The 17774-nt window shown below is 55.4% G+C and carries 16 protein-coding genes and 1 pseudogene; 6 read left to right on the top strand and 11 right to left on the bottom strand.

Features of this window, described 5'->3' with window-relative positions; translation table 11 throughout:
• A partial coding sequence (locus tag F9C28_RS14555; protein ID WP_199016080.1) for a DUF3237 family protein occupies positions 1-393 on the bottom strand: 393 nt, incomplete at its 3' end.
• Positions 394-1388: 995 nt separating this feature from the next.
• Between F9C28_RS14555 and F9C28_RS14560 the strand changes: the two genes are divergently transcribed.
• The gene (locus tag F9C28_RS14560; RefSeq protein WP_199016081.1) at positions 1389-2726 is read left to right on the top strand and encodes a cation:dicarboxylate symporter family transporter; all 1338 of its coding nucleotides are present in this window, start codon (positions 1389-1391) and stop codon (positions 2724-2726) included.
• Here the strand turns inward: F9C28_RS14560 and F9C28_RS14565 are convergent.
• A complete protein-coding gene (locus F9C28_RS14565) occupies positions 2713-2910 on the bottom strand; it encodes a hypothetical protein (RefSeq protein ID WP_199016082.1) in 198 nt (65 codons plus the stop codon). The genes F9C28_RS14560 and F9C28_RS14565 overlap by 14 nt on opposite strands.
• A gap of 98 nt (positions 2911-3008) precedes the next feature.
• Here F9C28_RS14565 and F9C28_RS14570 point away from each other — a divergent pair, with 98 nt between their 5' ends.
• Positions 3009-3206 (top strand): hypothetical protein, encoded by a 198-nt coding sequence (locus F9C28_RS14570; protein WP_199016083.1) that lies wholly within the window; start codon positions 3009-3011, stop codon positions 3204-3206.
• Positions 3207-3289: 83 nt separating this feature from the next.
• On the opposite strand, the gene F9C28_RS14575 is transcribed toward F9C28_RS14570, so the two are convergent.
• The 3 genes from F9C28_RS14575 to F9C28_RS14585 form a co-directional block, all read right to left on the bottom strand.
• Positions 3290-3538 (bottom strand): DinI family protein, encoded by a 249-nt coding sequence (locus tag F9C28_RS14575; protein ID WP_199016084.1) that lies wholly within the window; start codon positions 3536-3538, stop codon positions 3290-3292.
• 100 nt (positions 3539-3638) lie between these two features.
• Positions 3639-5774 (bottom strand): TonB-dependent receptor PqqU, encoded by a 2136-nt coding sequence (pqqU, locus tag F9C28_RS14580; RefSeq protein ID WP_199016085.1) that lies wholly within the window; start codon positions 5772-5774, stop codon positions 3639-3641.
• Between the two features lie 67 nt (positions 5775-5841).
• Positions 5842-7257 (bottom strand): glucose/sorbosone family PQQ-dependent dehydrogenase, encoded by a 1416-nt coding sequence (locus F9C28_RS14585; RefSeq protein WP_199016086.1) that lies wholly within the window; start codon positions 7255-7257, stop codon positions 5842-5844.
• A gap of 616 nt (positions 7258-7873) precedes the next feature.
• Here F9C28_RS14585 and F9C28_RS14590 point away from each other — a divergent pair.
• From F9C28_RS14590 to F9C28_RS14600, 3 genes and pseudogenes are all read left to right on the top strand, one after another.
• Positions 7874-8716 (top strand): annotated as a pseudogene (locus F9C28_RS14590) (GGDEF domain-containing protein).
• Between the two features lie 115 nt (positions 8717-8831).
• Positions 8832-9080, top strand: coding sequence for a hypothetical protein (locus tag F9C28_RS14595; protein ID WP_233149095.1), 249 nt, complete (start codon positions 8832-8834; stop codon positions 9078-9080).
• A 253-nt stretch (positions 9081-9333) separates the two neighbouring features.
• The gene (locus F9C28_RS14600) at positions 9334-10365 is read left to right on the top strand and encodes an adenosine deaminase (protein ID WP_199016087.1); all 1032 of its coding nucleotides are present in this window, start codon (positions 9334-9336) and stop codon (positions 10363-10365) included.
• 67 nt (positions 10366-10432) lie between these two features.
• Here the strand turns inward: F9C28_RS14600 and F9C28_RS14605 are convergent, their stop codons facing one another.
• The 6 genes from F9C28_RS14605 to F9C28_RS14630 are packed head-to-tail and all read right to left on the bottom strand — an operon-like array spanning position 10433 to position 16764.
• Positions 10433-11083, bottom strand: a complete 651-nt coding sequence (locus F9C28_RS14605; protein ID WP_233149096.1) for a methionine ABC transporter permease — start codon at positions 11081-11083, stop codon at positions 10433-10435.
• On the bottom strand, positions 11067-12170 hold the full coding sequence (locus F9C28_RS14610; RefSeq protein WP_199016088.1) for a methionine ABC transporter ATP-binding protein: 1104 nt from the start codon (positions 12168-12170) through the stop codon (positions 11067-11069). Before F9C28_RS14610 ends, F9C28_RS14605 begins: the two co-directional genes overlap by 17 nt.
• A gap of 2 nt (positions 12171-12172) precedes the next feature.
• Positions 12173-12970, bottom strand: coding sequence for a MetQ/NlpA family ABC transporter substrate-binding protein (locus F9C28_RS14615; protein WP_199016089.1), 798 nt, complete (start codon positions 12968-12970; stop codon positions 12173-12175).
• Between the two features lie 5 nt (positions 12971-12975).
• Positions 12976-14337 carry an LLM class flavin-dependent oxidoreductase gene (locus F9C28_RS14620; RefSeq protein WP_199016090.1) on the bottom strand — a complete coding sequence of 454 codons (1362 nt, stop codon included), beginning with the start codon at positions 14335-14337 and terminating at the stop codon, positions 12976-12978.
• Positions 14334-15539 carry an SfnB family sulfur acquisition oxidoreductase gene (locus F9C28_RS14625; RefSeq protein ID WP_199016091.1) on the bottom strand — a complete coding sequence of 402 codons (1206 nt, stop codon included), beginning with the start codon at positions 15537-15539 and terminating at the stop codon, positions 14334-14336. Before F9C28_RS14625 ends, F9C28_RS14620 begins: the two co-directional genes overlap by 4 nt.
• 10 nt (positions 15540-15549) lie before the next feature.
• Positions 15550-16764 carry an SfnB family sulfur acquisition oxidoreductase gene (locus F9C28_RS14630; RefSeq protein ID WP_199016092.1) on the bottom strand — a complete coding sequence of 405 codons (1215 nt, stop codon included), beginning with the start codon at positions 16762-16764 and terminating at the stop codon, positions 15550-15552.
• Between the two features lie 351 nt (positions 16765-17115).
• Here F9C28_RS14630 and F9C28_RS14635 point away from each other — a divergent pair, with 351 nt between their 5' ends.
• Entirely contained in the window at positions 17116-17751 is a 636-nt protein-coding gene (locus tag F9C28_RS14635; RefSeq protein WP_199016093.1) for a response regulator transcription factor, read from the top strand.
• Positions 17752-17774: the final 23 nt, after the last annotated feature.

Raw genomic sequence — 17774 nt, forward strand, 5'->3', positions numbered from 1 at the left:
CGATGTGTTTGCGGGAAAAAAATCGGCCCAGATCCGCGAAATTTTAATCAGCGAGTCAGCTTGGGAAGAAATGACCTGCTTATTCGCACCTTCCTTAGTAAAAAGCTTATCTTTACATGCCTCTGGTACACGGCGCATACCATTATTTTCAATGTATACAGTTCCCTCGGCGACACGTAAAGCATATCTTGCAGAAAGCCGGCATACACCATTAGGTTCAATTATCTGGCTGTCTATGCCACCGGGTAATACCTCGCCTGTGAGTGAGCCGGATATTTTACCGCCCAGTATAGGTATTAGCTGTCGTTTGCCTGATATGGTTGAATTTGATACAACGATCGGTTTGTCGACAACAATAGCTATACTAAAACTGAACGCTAAGCCTGGTTTCATTATAATTTCCTTAACTCTCTTTCAGGGCATGTTTGCTGTAACTTTAGGATGAAGAAATAAGCGATGGGTTGCGGAAATAACCATTCTATCTTATTAAGAAGTTAATGGTTTTCTGTACTATTCACAAAAGCCCAGATAACTTCCGGGCTTTTTTAGCTTTATATAAATCAGCACGCCACCAACCATTAATAATGGTGCTTTGCGCGCCGGAGCTGAACAAAAACGCGACGGGATCATCTGGCAAGCAGCAAAAGCGGAGTAATTTGGGGCATAGGGTAACACGCCCTGTTTAACGTAAAAAAAACTCCCCAGCCAGGGAACCAGATTCTGGGGAACAGAGAAACCTGCCTCAAATGCGGGCGAATATTGCATCATTTTGAAATAGTAATCAATCGAAACTAATAATTGGTTTCACTACTGTTTATGGCCATGTCTGCAGCGGGTAGCGCCACTTCAGGGCATGTATCCCGGGTACCGAACAGCGCACTCACAGAGTGGCACCTGCGGTATTAGCTTAGTAACTGGCGGTGGGTAACGAACCAAAGCGGCTGCTGGCGCTGTAGGGGGATGGGTTACCGGGCCAGTCGCGAAAAAAAAGCCCGGAAGGGCATCCCGGGCGGCAAAAAAGGAGATTTATTTTGTAATCTGATGCCGGGCAACTATTTTTGTTACTCGACAATTAGCAGCCTACTGATTTGTTGCCCCGGTTGCTGTGCATTTTGAGCGATGCGGCCCCAGGGCAGAGGAAACAGCACATTAGCGATATTTTAATAAAGCAAACGACAGCGATATATATAAATTCAATATCGCAGCTAATTAAATGCAACAACTATCCCCTGAAAATATATTATTTTATGTAACCATGTATTTTATATGGATACAGATTGCGTATCTCCCTATAATTTATCGCGGTCCTGTAACCCGCTTCGGGCTACGGTTTTTCATATTCGCTCTTTCCGGCATTTCAGGTGCTGAATGAGGCAAGAGGCTTACTTATGATCGTGGTTTTTGCATACCTCGCCCTTTTTTTGATCTGCTGCTGGGCACTTTTCAACATCAATCAAAAAAGTGCTTCGCTATCTAAAAGTGTTTTTGTGGCCCTTTTTTTCGGCGCCATCATTGGTGTATCCCTTCATTTTATCCCCGCCGGGACCAGTAAAACGGTTATCGCGTGGTACGGTATCGCCGGTAACGGTTATGTAAACTTGTTGAAAGTCGTCGCCATCCCGCTGATTTTTATCTCTATTCTTTCCGCAATTAATAAGCTGGAGAACAGCGCCGGTATTGGCAAAATGTCACTGACCATTGTCGGATGCATGTTGTGTCTGGTGATGATCGCGGGGCTGGTCGGTTTGCTGACTGCCCACACGCTGGGGCTGGACGCCAGTGTTTTTGGCAATATGCAGTCAACCCTGACCGCGGATGATGTCAGTACCACGGCGGCGGTTTCATTACCGAAGCTGGTGACCTCCCTGATACCGACAAATATATTTCAGGATCTCGCCGGTACCCGCAGCGTTTCGGTTATCGGCATTGTTATTTTCACGTTACTGGCCGGTATCGCGCTATTAAAAGTAAAACAGGATGCCCCCGAAGAAGGCGCGAAATTGAGTGCCGGCATTAATGCTATTCAGATCTGGGTAATGAAGATGGTCCGTATTGTTATCGCGCTGACCCCCTATGGGGTAATGGCGCTGATGGCCGGGATATTTTCGTCTTATCGCTGGGCACAATTTGCCAGCCTGCTTGGGTTTATCGCGGCCTGTTATATCGCGGTATTAATGATGTTTGTGGTGCATGCCATCCTGCTGGTGGTGAGCGGCAACAACCCGGTGAAATATCTTAAAACGGTCTGGCCGGTACTGACCTTTGCTTTTGTTTCGCGCAGCAGTGCCGCCTCCATCCCGCTGGCGATTTCCGCCCTCGAAAAATACGGCGTGAAGAGCACCATTGCCAACATCGCCGCCTCCTTTGGCTCCAGCATGGGGCAAAACGGCTGCGCCGGGGTCTACCCGGCTATCATGATTGCCATGATCGCACCGGTGATGGGGATCGATCCATTATCTCTGCATTTCCTGATGGCGATGCTGCCTGCCATTGCGCTGGGCTCTATCGGGGTGGCCGGGGTTGGCGGCGGCGGTACATTTGCCGCGCTGATTGTGCTGTCCACGCTTAATTTCCCGGTGGCGCTGGTGGGGGTATTTATCGCCATTGAGCCTATCGTCGATATGGCCAGAACGGCGCTCAATGTGAATGGCTCCATGATGTCCGGTGTCCTGGCAAACCGTATCCTGAAGCAGCAGCCGGAGCCGGTGCCCGTCACCACGGAGTAGTCGCCATACCGGCAGGGGCGATGATCGCTTTCTGCCAGAGTATTAGTATAAAGCCGGCAGTTTCGTTGCCGGCTTTTGCTGTTTTCTTGCCGGCGGCTGCCCCGGCCGCTGGTGCCAGCAGAATTAAGAATAATGATGACAGATGGCCGGTATTTACCAAAAATCGGTGAGATGTCATCGCCAATAATGATCCAGGTCAACACACTAATATTGTGTGGCTGTGCGGTTTTTTTTATGGTGAAGACATCAGACCACATACCTCTGACCACGAAGGGATTGCAGATGAGTAACGACAGATACAAGGTAAACCGTATCCGTGGTATTGATGCCATAGTGGGGATTGTTGATGACCCGTTGCGGCTCGATGCCTTTGCCAAAAGGATCAGGAAGCGGTTAATTCAGACGGTAGATCACGACGAGCGCCAGCGTTATCGCAAACTGCTCAATGATATTGAAGATCATCAAAAAAGGATTCGCTAAATCGGCCTGCCACCTGGTTGCGGTGGGCCAGGGATAGCGGCGGCTGAGCGTGCAGGCTGGCCCAGCCCCTGTGGGGGCTTGCTTCAGAACCCCGCGTCGCTAACCAGCCACATATCGGCTTCTTCAAACATCTCTTCCAGCAGGCGGTTGAGTTTTTCACGATCGCTTTTGCTGGCATCACTGTTCAGGGAATTAGCCTGCATGGGCTTAACCCGGACGTCTGCGTCCGGGAAAATCTGCTGAACACGGCGGGTTAACTCGTCGAGGATAAGCTCCCGGGCACCGGCTAATCCTTCCACATTCCGTTTGTCATAAATCAGTTCTACGTACATAACCAAGGCTCGTTAAAATACTGGATGCGCATACAGTATTCGCGGCGCGCGATGGCGTCAAGGGGGCAGAGGATTTATTTTGCCTCCGGCAGCGGTGTTTTTACAGGCTGTTAAACGCGTAACTCACGGATAAGCCAACACCGTAATTACGCCCGGGAGCCGGTTCGTAGTAGCGTCCATTGCTTTCATTGACAATCACCGAGCCAACATAGTCTTTATCAAACAGGTTATCGACCCGGGCAAACAGATCCACCACCCAGTCATTGTGGGTAAATTTATAGCCAGTATTCAGGGCGGTTACCGTATATGAGGGGGCCTGGGCGGTATTGGCGTCGTTGGCCTGCATTTTGCTCATATACTGTACTTCGGCACCGGCGTACCAGCCTTCTTCCGGCACCCAGCCCAGGGAGCCGAACAGGGTGTTACGGGCAATCCCCGGAATTTTGTTACCTTTACGAATAGCGCTGCTGACGTCTTCCCGATAGGTGGCATCCAGCAGCGTCCAGGCCGCTTTGAACCGCCAGGCGGTGGCGAATTGCTGATCCCAGGCCAGTTCAAGCCCGCGGCGACGGGTTTTCCCGGCATTCTGGTACGTTGTGCGGCCATTGCTGCTGGCATCCACCACAATCTCATCTTTGGTGCGGGTCTGGAACACGGCAATGCTGGCAAGGCCCGTGCCGGTGCGCCATTTACTGCCCAGTTCGACGGTGGTATTGGTGGACGGCTGCAGGCCGAAATTCAGCCCGGATTTACCGTCGGATCGATAAGAAAGCTCGTTAATGGTCGGGGTTTCAAAACCGCGCCCGGCGGAGAGATAGAGATTCCAGTCCCGGGTCATGGTGTATTGCAGTGCGGCAGCGGGCAGCCATTTATGGTAGCTGGCGTCTCCGCTGTCATCACCGTTAGCGCCGGTAATGTAGTGGTCGTTGGAATCGAACCATACCGAACTGTAGCGCACCCCGGCATCGAGGCTGAGATCGGACATCAGTTGCCAGCGGGTTTGCAGGTAGGGATCGATGTTCCACATCAGATTACGTTCGTTACGGCGTAACGCGCCTTTGTCGCCTAAATGATAGCTTCCGTCGGAATAGGTAAAGTTTTCATAGCCTTTGCGCTGCTCGGTCATGGTTTCATAGTCCAGACCGGTGGTGAAGGTAAACGGAACCCAGGCATCCTGCTGGCGGTGGGTCCAGCGGGTATCGATCCCCTGATAATGGCGGGTCAGATCGATAACGCCACCGGCGTGGGTCTGGCTGGCCTGCTGCACTTTTGCCGGGATCGACTGATATTGTTCGGTTTCGCGGATCCCGGCATAGGTCATGACGCTAAGATCGTCATTAGCGCTCAGGGCGCGCAGGTAGCGCAGCCCGGCCTGGGTCTGTTTAACGGTTTTGCGGGTGTGGTATTCATCGGCCCGCGGCGCCTGGCGCGGGTTATCATGCCACTCGGCAGCCGTTAGTCCGCCGGGATCGTCCGCTTTAATGTCCACGCTGTTGAGTAACAGGGTCAGGGTGCTGGCATCATCAACGCGCACGCCAAGTTTGGCGTTGAGCAGGTTCTTGTGGGCGCCGCTGTCGTCCCGGTAACCGTGGGTTGAGAAACGGCTGCTGGAGACAGTGTAATTCACATCGCCAGGCTGGGAGCCGTCTCCCACGGCACCGCTGGCTTTCAGGCCGGTGCGCCAGGTACCAAAACTGCCATAATAGCTGCTGCTTTCCAGCGTGGTGGGCTGGCTGCCGGTTTCGGTCTCGATGTTAACCACGCCGCCGGAGGCATTGCCATACAGGGCAGAGAAGGGGCCGCGCAGCACCTCTGTACGGGCGATGGAGCCAATATCAATATTTGATAGCTGCCCCTGGCCATCCGGCATGGTTGCCGGGATGCCGTCCACATACAGCCGAATACCGCGCACCCCAAAGGTGGAGCGGGAACCAAAACCGCGGATCGACATTTGTAGATCCTGAGCGAAATTTTGCCGATTGAGTACCTGCAAGCCGGGGATATCCTTCAGCCCTTCAGAGAGGTTGATCCGGGCTGCGGCGTGGCGCATATCTTCGCCGTAGTTGACACTGACGGCGGCTGGGGTATCCAGCGGGGAGATGGCGCTTTGCGGGGCGGCGCTGACCACCATCGTTTGTTGCTGGTCAGCGTTATCGCTGGCAGTATCCTGAGCAAAGCTGGCGGGCACCAGCAAGACAGTGGTCATCAGTGGGGTGAGCTGAAGTGAAAATTTCATTGGCCTGTAAGCTGTTATTATCAGTGAAGTAATGGCGCAGGCCACACGTGAGGCCTGCGCTACGGGTCTATTTACCGGTATATTCGAAAACGATAATGGATCCTGGATTACTCAGGTTATGTGTTGGGTGATTGGTCTCGTCCATGACATTGCCCGCGTTATCGGTTGCGACATAAATTTTGCGGGTATCCGGGCTGATAAGCACCATGCGGTAACGGTTGTTGGTGTGGAAATATTTAACCACATCCCCCTGGACATCTTGTTTATCGGCGTTGAGCGGGATGCGATACAGCGCGCCGTTTTTCAGGGAGTTGATAATCAGGGAATTACGCCAGGATTTGATAACCCCGTCTGCCGGATAATAGGCGATGCTGCCCGGAGAGATAGTCGGCCAGCAAATATAGGCAGAATCCGCAGAACAATTCGCGTTGCTGTAGGTATAGCCATCACGCACGGTGAAGAACGTTTTCAGCGGCGCTTTAAAATTCGCGGCATTCCAGTCGGTCTCTTTCTGGACCGGTACGCCCGCCGGAATATGGTTCGGATCCCAGGTCAGGGAGGCGCAGTCCTTCGCTTTGGCGTAATTTGCGTAGACATAAGCCTGGTTATCGCGGAATCCCGCCACATGTGGCCAGCCGTAGTTACCACCGGCTTCCAGTTTATTTAATTCATCGTCAGAAGAGGGACCTTGTTCCGGGGCATAAAGGGTATTACCGACAAAAACCAGGCCCTGCGGGTTACGGTGGCCATAGGTAAATACGTGGCTTTTAATCCCCTCAATAACCGGGTTATCTTCCGGAATGCTGCCATCGGTATTCAGGCGCAGCACTTTACCGGCATAAGCGGCGTACTCTTTTTTGCTCAACTCAGCTTCGGTGGGCAGACGCTGGGCGTCGATCGGTTTACAGAAGTTAGCCCCCTGATTATGGCCCTGTTCCCCAATGGTGTAATACAGCTTGCCATCCGGCCCAAAGCGCAGGCGCCCGCCGTTGTGATCGTTCCCGGCCGGAAAGCCCGCGAGGATCTCTTTTTCATTGCCCAGGGTGTGCGTTTTAGGATCGTATTCCAGGCGGACAATTTTAGCGTGCTCAGTGCTACCCTCCATATAGGTGTAGGCGGTGTAGACATAGTGATCCCCGCCATTTTTCATAAAGGCAGGCGACAGCGCCAGGCCCAGCACCCCTTCGTGCTGCGGCCCGGTATGGACGCCATTAAGGGTAACCGCGACCTGCTTCTTACCGGTTTGTGGATCAATACGTACGATGGATTTCGCCTTACGTTCAGTGGCCCAAATATAGCCATCCGGCCCCCAGACCATATCCCATGGAGCGTCCAGACCACTGATTAACACGGTGGCTTTAAAGGGTTCTGCGGTCTGTATGATACTGGCGCTTTGGGTGGGGGTATCAACGGCATAGGCGATACCGCAGGTGGCGACTGATACCGCCACCGCAGTACGTAATAAGGTATTCCTGATAGTCATCTTCAGGCTCTCCATAATATGATTGAATCTCACCGGAAATAGTCCGGAAATAAATGTTTCGCTAATAACTATTGGCCAGCAATAATATTTTGTCAAACCATGACACATTTTGTAATTCATCGTAATTTTACATAAAATATCATACTGATGACATTTTTGATACATTAATGCCAATTATGGTTATAACCCGGCGGGATAAATGGCGTTTTTGATAGATTAATGGTTATTTTATATACAGCATGTGCCGGGATATAACATCATGGTTAAATATCCTTATAAAGAGGCATAATTTATTTTGTGGGCCTTTTATTAATGGCCGCCGAAAATGTTTGCTCAGGCACCCGGGAGTATATTTCAGACGACGGTTATATCCCGAAAGACTAATAATAGAACTGTCATTAATAATGAGCGTTAATATTTCAACTGAATGCGTTAGGCACAGGCGACCCGCTCACCGCCCGGTTATTGCCGTGCGTGCGTCCATTTGACGTTTTTTTTGCTATGCTTAGCGCCGTTTGTCCCGTTTATCCCTTTATAAAGTGAATGTATAGCAATGTTGTTGAATACCTCCCGTGATACCTGCCGTGACGATCGGAAAAAGGCCTAGATTGCCGTAATGCTGCTGGTTATTGCCCTGATTATTGGGCTTAGCGTGGCGTTCAGTGTTCCGCTGGCCCCGGCCCGGGTAACTGTCAGAAATCCGGGGTTGTGGATAGATATGCTCGCCCTCGCGTTCCTGATGTTTATGATGTGGTGCACCGCCCGGGTGAGCCTGACCTAGTTTGCCGTGCTGTATGTGCGTTATGGGCTGCTGCTGTGGATAGCCGGCGGCACCTTTGATTTGATGGATGAAATTGTGGTTCAGCCCCGCTGGGTGGCTTACTACTGTGAAGATCTGTTGCGGCTGAGCGGGATGTTTATTACCGCCGTCGGTATTTACCGGATTATCAGCCGGATCAATTTATTGTATGTCGATGCCCGCTCACGCTCCCTGCACGATGAGCTTACCCAGTTGCCTAACCGGCGCTTTTTCATCGACACCATCAAAGAGAAACTTCAGCAGCCCGGGCCACTGGCGCTGATGATCCTGGACATCGATTTCTTCAAAAAAATTAATGATACCTGGGGCCACCTGGTGGGGGATGAAGTGTTGTTTAACCTCGGGCGGATGCTTTCGGATCTGGCCCGTAACCCACAAATTAGCGCGGCGCGTATTGGTGGCGAAGAGTTTGCGATTATTGTTCATGGGGTCGATCAGCCGGCGGCAAACACTCTGGCAGACACTATTTTACGCCAGGCCGCGGCCATTATGGTTAATAACCAGCAGCCGCTTTCGGTTAGTATCGGCATCGGTTTTCACCATGCTCAGGAAAGCCAGGAAAGCTTTATTAAGAAAGTGGATGAAGCGCTTTACGCCGCCAAACATAATGGCCGGGGGCGCGTTGAATGGGCATGGTAACCGGGTTGTTATTATCGGGGTCTGCTGCATGAGGGCAGCAGTATTAGTCAGGCTGATTTGAGTTGTAAGTGCTGTGAAAAAACGTATTGCGCTATTAGCGGCTATGGGTGCCGTTATGTTATCAGGCTGTGCGAACTCGCCAGCTCACCGTATTGCTGATTGTGAAAAACAGGGCGGGGATGAAGCAACCTGTACCGCCCGGGAGTGGGATTATGAAAAAGCAAACCCGCTACCGACCTATGACACGTCCAGATATGATCCCGCCGCGGCGCTGGAGTCCTCATTCAATGCCCCGGCGTCCCATAAGAAATCTGACAGCAAATCGGATTCAGAACCCGATACCAAAGCCGATGAAAAAACCTGACGCGCTGCTATGCAGTTAATGACGCCGTGTGTGATACAGGGGGCGTTATCGCCGGTCTCTTTATGTTTGTGACACTGTAACGAATAGCGGCCGCTGTGTTTTTACCCGTATCGGTTATTTTATGACTCTCCCTTTAAACGTAATCTGAAAAAAGCCCCCGCGGCGGCGCGAGGCTGGCAAAACCCGGCGGGATTATGAGACGCTGCGCGTTATTTCACGGGCGGGAGCACCCGCATCAGACCAGGAGAACACCATGTCAGTAGCACTGGCGTTGATCGAAAAAGTGGCGCGGGCGCCAAAGGCAGAGCTGCATGTGCATATCGAAGGGACACTGGAGCCCGAGACGATTTTTCGTCTGGCCCAGCGTAACGGGGTGGTGCTCAATTACCCGACGGTGGAATCACTGCGCCAGGCATATGAATTCCATGATTTGCAGTCTTTCCTCGATATCTATTATGCCGGGACCAGCGTGCTGCTGACCGAGCAGGATTTCTATGAAATGACCGTGGAATATCTGGACAACGCCCGGGCTAACGGGGTTATCCATACGGAAATGTTCTTCGATCCGCAAAGCCATACTGCCCGCGGTGTCGGCTTCGAGATTTTTATGCCCGGGGTGCTGCGGGCGATGAAACAAGGGGAAGCTAACGGGATATCCAGCCGGTTGATTATCTGCTTCCTGCGCCATCTGCCAGAAGCCAGCGCCCTGGAAACCTTTGAACAGGCCCGTGGGTGGTTTACCCGCTACCCGGAGCAGATCATCGGTGTCGGGCTGGACTCGTCAGAACAGGGGCACCCGCCATCAAAATTTACCCGGGTATTCGCCCTGGCCCAGCAGGCCGGGCTGCGGCTGGTGGCCCATGCCGGGGAAGAGGGCCCGGTGGATTATATTGCAGAAGCGCTGGATATTCTTAAGGTGGAGCGTATCGATCACGGGGTGCGTAACCTGGAGTCCGATCAGATGATTGCCCGCCTGCGCGACTCCCGGATGCCGCTCACGGTGTGCCCGCTGTCCAACATTAAACTGGCGGTCTTTGATGATATGCGCCAGCACAACCTGCTGGCGCTGCTCAATGCCGGTGTCAATGTGACCATCAATTCCGACGATCCGGCCTATTTTGGTGGCCACGTCAATGAAAATTACGCAGCGCTGATCACCGCCCTCGATCTGAACGAGCAACAATGCTACCGCCTGCTGCGTAATAGCCTGGAATCCACCTTTGCCAGTGCGGAATTGCGCCAGTCAATGGTGACCCGTCTGGATCAATACTGGGCCCGCCACTGAGTTATCGTGATGACCTCCCAGAGGAGGTCATCACCGGCTATCTACGTGACGTTGTCACTTGTGAAGGTCAGCGGTGATTAAGCCGCCGGGCCAGTTTGTCCCCGGTGTATTGCAGCAGGGTGACCAGGGCGACCAGCACCACAATCACCACGATCATCACCTGGCTGTCAAAACGCTGGTAACCGTAGCGATACGCCAGGTCACCTAATCCGCCGGCCCCGATAGCCCCCGCCATGGCCGAGGCATTAATCATGGTCACCAGCGTAATGGTAAAACCACTGACGATCCCCGGCAGCGCCTCCGGCAATAAGACATGCCAGACGATGTGCCAGCGCTGGAATCCCATTGCCTGGGCGGCCTCTGTCAGCCCTTTGTCGACCTCCCGCAGGCTCACTTCGGCAATACGGGCAAAAAACGGCGTTGCCCCGAGGGTGAGTGGCACTATCGCCGCCGCCACCCCGTAGGTGGTACCCACCACCAGGCGGGTAACGGGGATCAATGCCACCATCAGGATCAAAAAAGGCACCGAGCGGAACAGGTTTACCACCCAGCCGAGGGTGCGGTTCAGGACGGGGGCGGGAAACAGATCGTTTTTGCCACTCACCACCAGGGCAACCGCCAGGGGCAAACCAAGTAACAGCGCCAGTAACGACGAGGCACCCACCATCATCAGGGTATCCAGCAATCCCTGCCATAAGCGATCAAAATCCAGCGACATAGCCAGCTACCTCAATGTTATCCGCCAGGGCAGAAGGGAACCTGTGCAGCGCTGTGGCGTTAACCGCCGGGCTGAGTAACAACAAGAGCTGGCCAATCGGGCGCTGGTTAACCCATTCGATATCGCTGCGCATCAGGGTGGCCCCGCCGGGGATCGCAGCGCTGACCTGGCCAATATCCGGGATGCAGCCCGCCCCGTGATAGCGTAAGCGCACCAGCAGACGATCCTGGGGGCTGCTGCGCTCGGGTGCCAGGGCAGAGGACAGCGCCTCCGGCAGGCTGTCGCGATCCGGGTTAAGCAGTTGCCGGGTAATGGCCTGGCGCGGGTCACCATACACTTGCCATACCGGCCCTTGTTCCACAATGTGCCCGCTGTCCAGCACCGCCACCTGATGACACAGATCGTGGATCACGTCCATTTCATGGGTGATCAGCACAATGGTTATCTGGCGCTGGCGGTTAATGGTGCGCAGCAGATCGAGGATAGCCCGGGTGGTTTCCGGATCAAGGGCGGAGGTGGCCTCATCACACAGCAGCAGATCCGGGTTGTGTACCAGGGCGCGGGCAATGCCGACCCGTTGCTTTTGGCCGCCGGATAACTGGGCGGGCCAGGCATGCTGGTGGCTCTCCAGGCCAACCAGGTCGAGTAACGCATCAGTGCGCTGGCGCCGTTCGGCGGGGGGCACGCCCGCTACTTTCAGCGGCAGCTCAATATTCTGGCGCACGGTTTTGGCGGACAGTAAATTGAAATGCTGGAAAATCATCCCGGTGCTGCGCCGCCAGGCCACCAACTGGGGTTCAGTAAGGGTGTTGATATCCGTCCCTTCAATCACGATACGCCCGGCGGTGGGCGCTTCCAGCCGGTTCAGGCAGCGGATCAGCGAGGATTTACCGGCGCCGCTGCGCCCGATAATGCCAAAAATAGTCCCCCGGGGAATGGCGAGATCAATATTGTGCAGGGCATCAGACTGCTGGCCCGCATAGCGCTTGGTCAGCCCGGACACCTGGACATGGGGCTCGCCGCGCTGCGAATGCCCGCTCAGCGTAGCCGGGGTAGCGGTGAGGATATCAAAGGGAATACTGACCATATTTACTGGCTCCAGCCCGGTTGATAAAGCTTGCCGTAGAAGCTGTCCATGGTGGCCCTGACCGCCGGTGAGTGCTGATAAATATCAACAAACTTTTTTAGGCGCGGATCATCCTCATGGCCCGGTTTGATAACAAACTGGATCACGTACTCCGGGTGTTCGAGGCCGTCAAACAGCAGCGCACTGTTGGGATCGACGGTCCCGGACAGCGTTAAGTAGTGGGGGTATCCCTGGGCAAGATCGACCTCATCCAGCGCCCGGGAGAGCTGCACCGCTTCGACTTCAATAATTTTTAGCTTCTTCGGGTTAGCGGTGATATCCGCCGGGGTGGCGTTCAGGGCGACACCGGGTTTAAGGGTGATCAACCCGGCTTTTTGTAACAGTAATAATCCCCGGGCTTCGTTAATCGGATCATTGGCGATGGCCACCGTACCGCCGCTGGGGATCTGGTCAAAGGCCGTGTGCTTTTTCGAATACAGCCCAACATTGTTAATGATTGCCGGGGCATAAGGCACCAGGTTAAAGCCCCCGGCTTTGTTGGCGTTTTCGAGGAACGGCTTATGCTGGAACAGGTTAACGTCAATATCGCCGTTTTCCACGCTGACATTCGGCGCGGTCCAGTCGGTAAATTCAATGATCTTCACCTCCAGCCCCTGTTTATGGGCCTCAGCCACCGCCGTTTCCAGCGGCGGTACCATGGCGGATGTGGTGCCGATTTTTAACGGGCCGCTGTAGCTGGCCCCCCAGGCTGAGGCGGTTAATCCCAGTAATCCGGCCAGCAGTGCAATATTGATACGCATTATTATCAGGCTTCCTGTGTCGTGGTGTTAACGTGCCGCCAGCGGGCAGCGGGGTGGCGTTGAGGTAAACGATCCGCGCCAAATAGCTTGTGGCGCAGGGTACCGGGGGTGTAGGCGGTTTTATAACGGCCACGCTGCTGAAGCTCCGGCACCACCAGCGCAATAAAATCCTGATAGCTCTGGGGGTTAACAATCCGGGTCAGGTTAAAGCCATCAATATCGCCTTCGTCCATCCACTGGATCAGCGCATCCGCCACCTGGGCCGGGTTGCCCACCACCAGCGGGTAACGGCTGCCGAGGGCGTGCTGCTCAAGCAGCTGGCGCCGGGTCCAGCCGCTGTAGGTGCTGCTAACCGATTCAATAGCCCCCGCCGGGGTCATGGCGATCGGTTGATCGAGGCCAAATTGCGCCAGATCGAGATTGATCGAGCAGGAGAAGTGCGCCAGGCCCGCTTCCGGGCTGGCGACTGCCAGATAGTGGGCCAGTTTTTCTCTGGCCTCCCGCTCGGTGGGGGCGACAATCACACCCACCCCCATAAAAATTTTAATGTCATCTGCCCGGCGGCCAGCATCCAGCGCGGCCTGGCGCAACAGGCGCGTTTTGTCGCGCATCGCCCGGGGGGTACTGCCGTTGACGAAGGTACATTCCGCATGGCGCCCGGCAAACTGGATCCCCCGGCGGGAACTGCCGGCCTGATATAACAGCGGGGTACGCTGGGGGGACGGGGACGTCAGGTGGTAACCGGACATCTGGTAAAACGCCCCCTGATGGTTGATCAGATGAATTTTTTGCGGGTCCGCGTAACGCCGCTGCCGGGGATTATTTTCTACCGCGTCGTCCTCCCAGCTCCCTTCCCACAGTTTGTAATTGACCTCCAGAAACTCATCCGCCTGATCGTAACGCTGGTCATGCTGCTGCAGGTTGTGCTGGCCCATTGCGCGCGCGGCGCTGTCGAGATACCCGGTCACCACATTCCAGCCGATACGCCCGCCGGTGAGGTGATCAAGGGTGGAAAAGCGCCGGGCAAAGGGATAAGGCGCCTCATAACTGAGGTTGGCGGTGACACCGAACCCGAGGTGCTGCGTCACACTGGCCATGGCCGATACCAGCATTAACGGGTCGTTAACCGGTAGCTGGATAGCCTCCTGGGCGGTGAGGTCAATATTCCCCCGGTAGACGTCATAAACCCCGAGGATATCCGCCATAAACAGGCCATCAAACAAGCCTTCTTCAAGGGTTCTGGCGAGATCCAGCCAGTAGCTAAGCTGGTTGAAATCAGTGGAGTGATCCCCGGGCAGAGCCCACATGCCGTGATGGATATGGCCCACGCAATTCATGGTGAAGGCATTTAATAATATCGGTTTCATAAGGTTCCCCGACGGGCGGGTAGCACCCCGTTAAGCACATAGTTGCCGATCACCGGATATTTCCAGCGCACCGGATCGTGCAGGGTATGGGTGCGGGCGTTACGCCAGTGGCGCGACAGGTTGTACTGCTCCAGCGTGGCCCGGGTACCGGATAATTCGAACAGCAGGTTAGCGGCCTCAAGGGAGACTTCCGTAGTCCAGGCCCGGGCTTTTGCCACCTCAATGGAAGCATGGGCCACATGGCCGGCATCGGGCTGTTGCCGGGCGGCATCAACCGCCAGGCCGGCGAGCTCCAGCAGGGCATCACCGGCACTGAGCCGGGTAGCCAGCAACCCCGTGCGATCAAGGGTGAGCGGATCGTCGCTGGCGCGGGTCACCTGGGCATCCGGCCACGGCCGGGCGTGGTTACGTAAAAAGTCCAGCATATCCCGGAAGGCGGCCCGGGCGATGCCCTGATCAATGGCGGCGTGGAGCAACTGGGCCAGGGGGCCAACGGTGGTTGGCCGTTCAAAGGCTGACTGAAAGGGCACAATATCGTCACTGTCGACAACGACCGCCGCCAGATCGACGCTGCCGCTGCCGGTGGTGAGCTGGCCAAAGCCGCTCCAGTCATCGGTGATGGTTAACCCGGCGGCGTGGCGCGGTACAAATACCAGATACTCTTTGCCATCATTGCCTTTGGCCGCCACCGGTACCCGGTCGGCAAACAGCGCGCCGGTGGCATAAAATTTTTGGCCGTCCAGTTGCCAGTGCTCCCCGGTATGGTGGACCCGGGTATAGCGCTGATGGGCGGCGGCGCTGGAAAACTCCGCCAGGGCATTGCCGAGGTGTACACCGTCCAGCACCTCCTGGAACAGCCGACGCTGCTGGCTGTCGCTGCCATTCACCCGCAGCACGTCAAGGGCGTAAAAATGGTTCTGGGGTACCTGACCAATGGCGCTGTCGGCCTCGCTGAGCAGGGCGACAATCTGCGCCAGCAGCGCATTACTGATGTCCAGCCCGCCATATTCCCGGGGAACGGTAATGGCCCCCAGACCGCACTGGAACAGCAGCGCCAGCTCCTGATGGGGTAACTGGCGCTGGCTATCGCGCCCGGCAGCACCGCGGCGGAATGTTTCCGCCAGTTCTCTGGCCACGGCCAGCGCCTGCTCGGGGCTGGTGATCCGCCTGGCCTGCTGTTTAGGATGTACTGCTGTTGTCATTATCGGCTCCTTAGATCCAGGCGTGGCGGGCAGGGAATACCCCGTTAAGGTAGTAATTACCAATGGCGTGGTGCTTCCAGCGCACCGGATCGTGCAGGGTATGAGTGCGGGCATTGCGCCAGTGGCGATCCAGCCCGTGGCGCAGTAATGTGGCCCGGCTGCCCCCCCATTCAAGGAGTTTTTCGCTGGCGCGCAGCGCCACGGCGGTGGTTAACACTTTGGCCTCGGCCACGGCAATGGACGCCCGGGCGGTGTTTTGCGCGTTAAGCGGTTGCTGGTTAACGCTATCAACAATCTTCGCGGCGCGTTGCAATAGCGCCAGTGCCGCGCTGAGCTCAGTATGCAGGCGGCCAACATCCGCCAATAAATAGGGATCGTCGGCATTACGGCTGATCCCGGCTTCTGTGGCATCGATCCACGGCCGGGAACTGTGCTGAATAAACTGGCCGGCATCCTCCAGGGCACCCTGGGCGATACCGGCATCGATGGCGGCCTGGATCAACTGGGAGACGGCTCCCCGTAAGGTGGGCTGATCCGCTGGCGGGGCGGGAAGTACCTGCCCGGGGGTAACTCGCACATTCTCCAGCCGCACCGTGCCGCTGGCGGTGGTGCGCTGGCCCATCCCGGACCAGTCATCCACCACGGTCACCCCGGGGCTGTGGCGGGGAATAAACACCATCACCGGGGTGTTATGGTGGTCCAGGGCGGTGATCACCACCCGATCGGCAAACAGGGCGCCGGTAGAGTAAAATTTCTCGCCGTTCAGGCGTAACTCGCCATTTACCGGCTGCAATCGGGCAAGAATCTCCCGGGTATTGCGGCTGTTTTTTTCCGGGCCGCCATTCCCCAAACGCTGGCCCTGCACAATATCGCTTAATAATATCTGTTGTTGTTCGGCTGAACCGGCAGCCAGAATAATATGAATAAGGGCAAAATGATTTTGCGGTATTTGACCAAGGGCCGGATCCGCGGCGGAAATAATCCGCAATATATCTGCCACCGTGCTATAGCCTAAACCGCCGCCGCCGAAACGGCGGGGGACAGAAATACTGCCCAGCCCGCTGGCGGAGAATTGGGCCAGCAATTCCGGGGCATAGCGCCGTTGCTGGTCCCGCTCAACGGCCCCGGTCCGCGCCAGCGCCGCCAGGGCGTGCGCTTCCCGCAGGGCATCTTCGGGGCGAGTCAACACCCTGGCCGGGGAAATAGCGTCGATTACTGTCGTCATTAATAATGCCTTGTTTCAGAGTGCAGAACGCCGCCCCGGCAGAGGTTAATGTTGCCGGGGAAGGACCATGTCAAAATGTAATGCTGATGTTAAACGCCAGCCGGAGCAGGAGTAAATAGGGCGGTTAGCTGATCTTCGGCAATGGATATTTGCCAGATAAATAAGCCATGTCCTGATATTGCCGATTATTTAATTAGCCCGAAAATAATATTGCTGAACAGGCGTTATTAAGGGGCAAATTCCTGGTGGCGGGCGGCTAAAAGTTTCGCTTTATTGCCAGGTTACCGCGCATTCCCGGCCACTTATACTGCCTTTTCAATGGGAAAAGTGAATACGCAACCGGGAGTGGCCATGCAGCACTGTGTTTATCTTATCGACAGCGATACCGCCATTCAGGAAATGCTGGGGCGGATACTCAATGGCGCTGGCTGGCAATATGAAGGTTATGACAGTTTTAGCCAGTTTTACCGGCATCATCCGCAGCTAAATGATCTGTCCGGTTGCCTGTTGTTTGATGTTCACTACCCTGGCGACAACGCGCTGTTGCCGCTGGCGGCGTGGCGGGCAAGGGGGCTGACACTGCCGGTAGTGATTATCTCACGTCATGCCAGTATCCGCCTGTGCCGTCAGGCGTTCCGCGGCGGTGCGTTTGATTTTTTGCTCAAACCTCTGGATCCGGCACTGGTGCTGGAGGCGGTAGCCGGTGCCCTGGCGTATCATCGCCAGGGGGTTGAACAGCGGCAAAAACACCGCGATTTGCGGCACAAGCTGGCGCGATTAACCCCCCGGGAGCAGCAAGTGCTGGCCCAGATAATGCGCGGCCAGGCCAGTAAAGAGATTGCCCGGACACTGATATTGTCCCCGCGCACCGTTGAAGCGCACCGGGCCAGTATTTTTGACAAGCTGGAGGTCAATTCCGTGGCGAAGTTGCTGACCCGCTATGCGGCAATTTACCTGCGATCGCCCGGCGTCCAGGACGTTATTTAGGTAGTTATACGGCGTCAGCCAGG

Source organism: Shimwellia pseudoproteus (assembly GCF_016415625.1).
Lineage (GTDB): Bacteria > Pseudomonadota > Gammaproteobacteria > Enterobacterales > Enterobacteriaceae > Shimwellia > Shimwellia pseudoproteus.

Bases quoted from the DNA above. Each gene is read 5' to 3' on its own strand.
- F9C28_RS14575 (WP_199016084.1), bottom strand. From the start codon at position 3,538: ATGTACGTAGAACTGATTTATGACAAACGGAATGTGGAAGGATTAGCC.
- F9C28_RS14595 (WP_233149095.1), top strand. From the start codon at position 8,832: ATGTTATCAGGCTGTGCGAACTCGCCAGCTCACCGTATTGCTGATTGT.
- F9C28_RS14605 (WP_233149096.1), bottom strand. From the start codon at position 11,083: ATGTCGCTGGATTTTGATCGCTTATGGCAGGGATTGCTGGATACCCTG.
- F9C28_RS14560 (WP_199016081.1), top strand. From the start codon at position 1,389: ATGATCGTGGTTTTTGCATACCTCGCCCTTTTTTTGATCTGCTGCTGG.
- F9C28_RS14570 (WP_199016083.1), top strand. From the start codon at position 3,009: ATGAGTAACGACAGATACAAGGTAAACCGTATCCGTGGTATTGATGCC.
- F9C28_RS14635 (WP_199016093.1), top strand. From the start codon at position 17,116: ATGCAGCACTGTGTTTATCTTATCGACAGCGATACCGCCATTCAGGAA.
- F9C28_RS14620 (WP_199016090.1), bottom strand. From the start codon at position 14,337: ATGAAACCGATATTATTAAATGCCTTCACCATGAATTGCGTGGGCCAT.
- F9C28_RS14630 (WP_199016092.1), bottom strand. From the start codon at position 16,764: ATGACGACAGTAATCGACGCTATTTCCCCGGCCAGGGTGTTGACTCGC.
- F9C28_RS14600 (WP_199016087.1), top strand. From the start codon at position 9,334: ATGTCAGTAGCACTGGCGTTGATCGAAAAAGTGGCGCGGGCGCCAAAG.
- F9C28_RS14585 (WP_199016086.1), bottom strand. From the start codon at position 7,257: ATGACTATCAGGAATACCTTATTACGTACTGCGGTGGCGGTATCAGTC.
- pqqU (WP_199016085.1), bottom strand. From the start codon at position 5,774: ATGAAATTTTCACTTCAGCTCACCCCACTGATGACCACTGTCTTGCTG.
- F9C28_RS14610 (WP_199016088.1), bottom strand. From the start codon at position 12,170: ATGGTCAGTATTCCCTTTGATATCCTCACCGCTACCCCGGCTACGCTG.
- F9C28_RS14615 (WP_199016089.1), bottom strand. From the start codon at position 12,970: ATGCGTATCAATATTGCACTGCTGGCCGGATTACTGGGATTAACCGCC.
- F9C28_RS14625 (WP_199016091.1), bottom strand. From the start codon at position 15,539: ATGACAACAGCAGTACATCCTAAACAGCAGGCCAGGCGGATCACCAGC.